This window comes from Nostoc flagelliforme FACHB-838 (assembly GCF_014698065.1).
Lineage (GTDB): Bacteria > Cyanobacteriota > Cyanobacteriia > Cyanobacteriales > Nostocaceae > Nostoc > Nostoc flagelliforme_B.
In genome coordinates this window covers 1-3,024 of record NZ_JACJSI010000573.1, presented here as the reverse complement: position 1 = coordinate 3,024, position 3,024 = coordinate 1, and the positions used below count along the sequence as shown (strand labels likewise).

The 3,024-nt window shown below is 42.3% G+C and carries 3 protein-coding genes; 2 read left to right on the top strand and 1 reads right to left on the bottom strand.

Annotated features, from left to right (window positions below; genetic code table 11):
- Positions 1 to 102 precede the first annotated feature (102 nt).
- Positions 103 to 495 carry a helix-turn-helix domain-containing protein gene (locus H6G97_RS48990; RefSeq protein ID WP_242056162.1) on the bottom strand — a complete coding sequence of 131 codons (393 nt, stop codon included), beginning with the start codon at positions 493 to 495 and terminating at the stop codon, positions 103 to 105.
- A gap of 983 nt (positions 496 to 1,478) precedes the next feature.
- Between H6G97_RS48990 and H6G97_RS48985 the strand changes: the two genes are divergently transcribed.
- Together H6G97_RS48985 and H6G97_RS48980 are read left to right on the top strand one after the other, a co-directional pair.
- The gene (locus tag H6G97_RS48985) at positions 1,479 to 2,117 is read left to right on the top strand and encodes a beta-carboxysome protein CcmP (protein WP_190947504.1); all 639 of its coding nucleotides are present in this window, start codon (positions 1,479 to 1,481) and stop codon (positions 2,115 to 2,117) included.
- Positions 2,118 to 2,127: 10 nt separating this feature from the next.
- Positions 2,128 to 2,937: a pentapeptide repeat-containing protein gene (locus H6G97_RS48980; RefSeq protein WP_190947503.1), complete on the top strand. Its 810-nt coding sequence runs from the start codon at positions 2,128 to 2,130 to the stop codon at positions 2,935 to 2,937.
- The last annotated feature ends 87 nt before the right edge of the window (positions 2,938 to 3,024 follow it).

Sequence of the window (3,024 nt, the reverse complement as noted above, 5' to 3'; positions counted from 1 at the left end):
TTTAGCTCATGATTTGATGCGCTTAAAGCCCAGCAAACTCCCCCATTTTCAACAAGGGCTACGTGCTATGTCTCTTATCCAGTCTGCTTTGTAGCTTCTTTGTCACCCCGTCAGTTCAGATGCCTTTGCTTCTACGCGGATAGCAACTTGTTGGGGTGTAATTCGCTTACCATTCTCATTGCCTTCTTTATATGTCTTAATGATGAACTGCTGCCAATCAGAATCTATTCGACGTTTACCTTTATCAGCCCGTCTCGTGGTTTGGAGTGCAGCTAAACCCTCCTGTTCCCATTTTTTTACTAGCCGTCGTACCGTCCGCACAGATTTCCCTAATTTGGCTGCTACTTCCCTTTGTCTTTCTCCATAGGTAATCCGATCACACGGTTCTAGTAATTGCTGAATCATATCCAGTAAATGTTTATCATCTTCTGAAAGTTCAGTGGCAATTTCATAGTTTTCTAACTCTTGGTCACCATCGGGAATATCGTTTTCCATATTTAAACATATCTGTTTAATAGAAACATAGTTGTATTGTACTTCTGTGAAAGACAATTATTTTGTCAATTTTCGTAAAGGTTTGGAGAACTGCGATTTTCGAGAGAGGACAGATAATTTGTCATACTTTTGACAGCGGACAGCTAATGTGGCAATTATTCTCTGCCAAACTAGACTAAGGCTAAAAAGGCAAAATCCTTTTTATGCAAGGGTTTTAATGCCAATATTTTAAAAAACATTAATTTGTCAAGTGGTCATTTAATTTGGCAATCGACAGGGTTTCAGCCTTTTAAGACAATCCAAAATCACATAAAAAAGCTTCTTTGATAGCCAAACTGATATTCAAAGCCCAACCTTGGGTCAATGTTGACTGTGTTTAGATATCACAGTGACATTTAAACATCATGACCGCCGATAAATCATCAGAAAGCGAACCCCTTTCTATGCCGAGGGTAAAATTTTCAAGTGCTTCATATCTACTTACTAGTACAACACGGCATAAATAAGTCACCCATTCCAAATCAACAAAACGCTTACACTGTATTCATTTGACTTTTGACTTTCGCCTTGCGGTACTAGTACAGTGCGGCGGAAATCAAGCTACTATTTTAAAACTTGCAAAAGCCTTGATATACAAAACTTTTGATTTTTTACTTTTGACTTCCGCCCTGCGGTACTAGCCTGATTAGGAGGATAGGGAGAGGAAACTACAGGGGTTTGTGAAAATAGTTTAGGGACTTCCAAAATATAAATTATCCAAAATTATTTGTATATTTTTAGGGGCGCAAGGCCTTGCGCCCCTAAGACAGGATGTTTTCTAACTGGAAATCCCTAAATAAGTATTGGCTTTTATAATTGCGATTTGACACACAGGCATCGATACATTAGACGGAATTTGCGCTCCTTTATACCCTAATATTGTCAAGTTAGGCGCTTATATCTTGCAATAGATAACTTTTACCTCACGACTGGAGAGCAAAATCTTGGGCATAGAACTACGCAGTTTCGTATTTCTCGACAATCTGCAACCTCAGCATGCAGCATATATGGGAACAGTAGCCCAAGGCTTCTTACCATTACCAGGAGATACATCACTGTGGATTGAAATCTCTCCTGGTATCGAAATTAATAAGATTACGGATATAGCCCTGAAATCTGCCTCTGTCCGTCCAGGAGTACAGGTAGTTGAACGACTATACGGACTATTGGAAGTTCATTCTAGCTCCCAAGGTGAAACGCGAGCTGCTGGTCAAGCAATTTTGGCGGCACTAGGAGTCAAAAGAGAAGAATGTCTCAAACCGCGTGTTATTTCTAGTCAGATTATCCGCAACATTGATGCTTATCAAACACAACTGATTAATCGCACGCGCCGGGGACAGCTACTACTAGCAGGACAAACACTATATGTACTAGAAGTGGAACCTGCTGCTTACGCCGCACTGGCTGCCAATGAAGCGGAGAAAGCCGCGAGGATTAACATTCTTGAAGTTCAAGCTGTAGGGAGCTTTGGACGGCTTTACTTAGGTGGACAAGAACAGGATATTCTAGCAGGTGCAGCAGGAGCGTTAACGGCCATTGAAAATGTCGCTGGTCGGGTTTCTCTAGGTGGGCGTCAGGAGTAAAGGAGAAAAAATGGCAAATCGAGAGCATCTAACTTTACTCAAAGCAGGTGCAGTTACATGGATTGAGTGGAGAAAGAAAAACCCCCAAATTGAGCCAGACCTCAGCGCCGCGAATCTGCAAGGCAATAACCTCAGAGGCGCAAATCTCCAAGGGGTAAACTTGAGAAGGGTAGATTTGGGTAATGCTTTACTCGTGCGAGCAAATCTCAGTGGTGCTGACCTCAGTAGTGCCAATCTCTATAAAGCCTTTCTGAATGAAGCTAACTTGAGTGATGCTAACTTCAGTGTTGCTAACTTGAGTGGTGCTATACTGACGCAGGCAGATTTAAGCCATGCCAATCTGATTGGAGCGGACTTGAGTCAGGTGGATCTTAGAGGCGCTGCGATCGCATCTGCTAATCTCATTGGCACTGACTTAAGAAACGCCAACTTGAGAGATGCCGATTTGGGTGCAGCAAAACTGATGCGGACTAATCTCTCTTTTGCCAACCTCATTGAGGCTAACTTGATTGCAGCTGACCTTAGCGAAGCAAGTTTGTACGAGGCGGAAATGTTAGGAGCTTATCTTTATAAAACTGACTTATACAAAGCTAATCTGAACAAGGCTCACCTCACTAGTGCTTACCTGTTGCGGGCTAACCTCAGTGAAGCTGATTTGAGCCAAGCTGATTTAAGTTGGGCTAACCTCAGAAGCGCAAATTTAGCAGGAGCGAATCTGAGAGGAACTAACCTCAGAGGAGCCGACCTCAGAGGAGCTAACCTCAGTGGGGTAAACCTTCATGAGGCAATTATGCCTAAGAGGATGTCTGAAAAGTTTTGAGGAGGTGATTTTGGCTACGCAAGCTGTTTTAACATTAAACGAATCATTGCAATATAAATAAAAGCCTCTGTCGTTTCAGGTAAAATC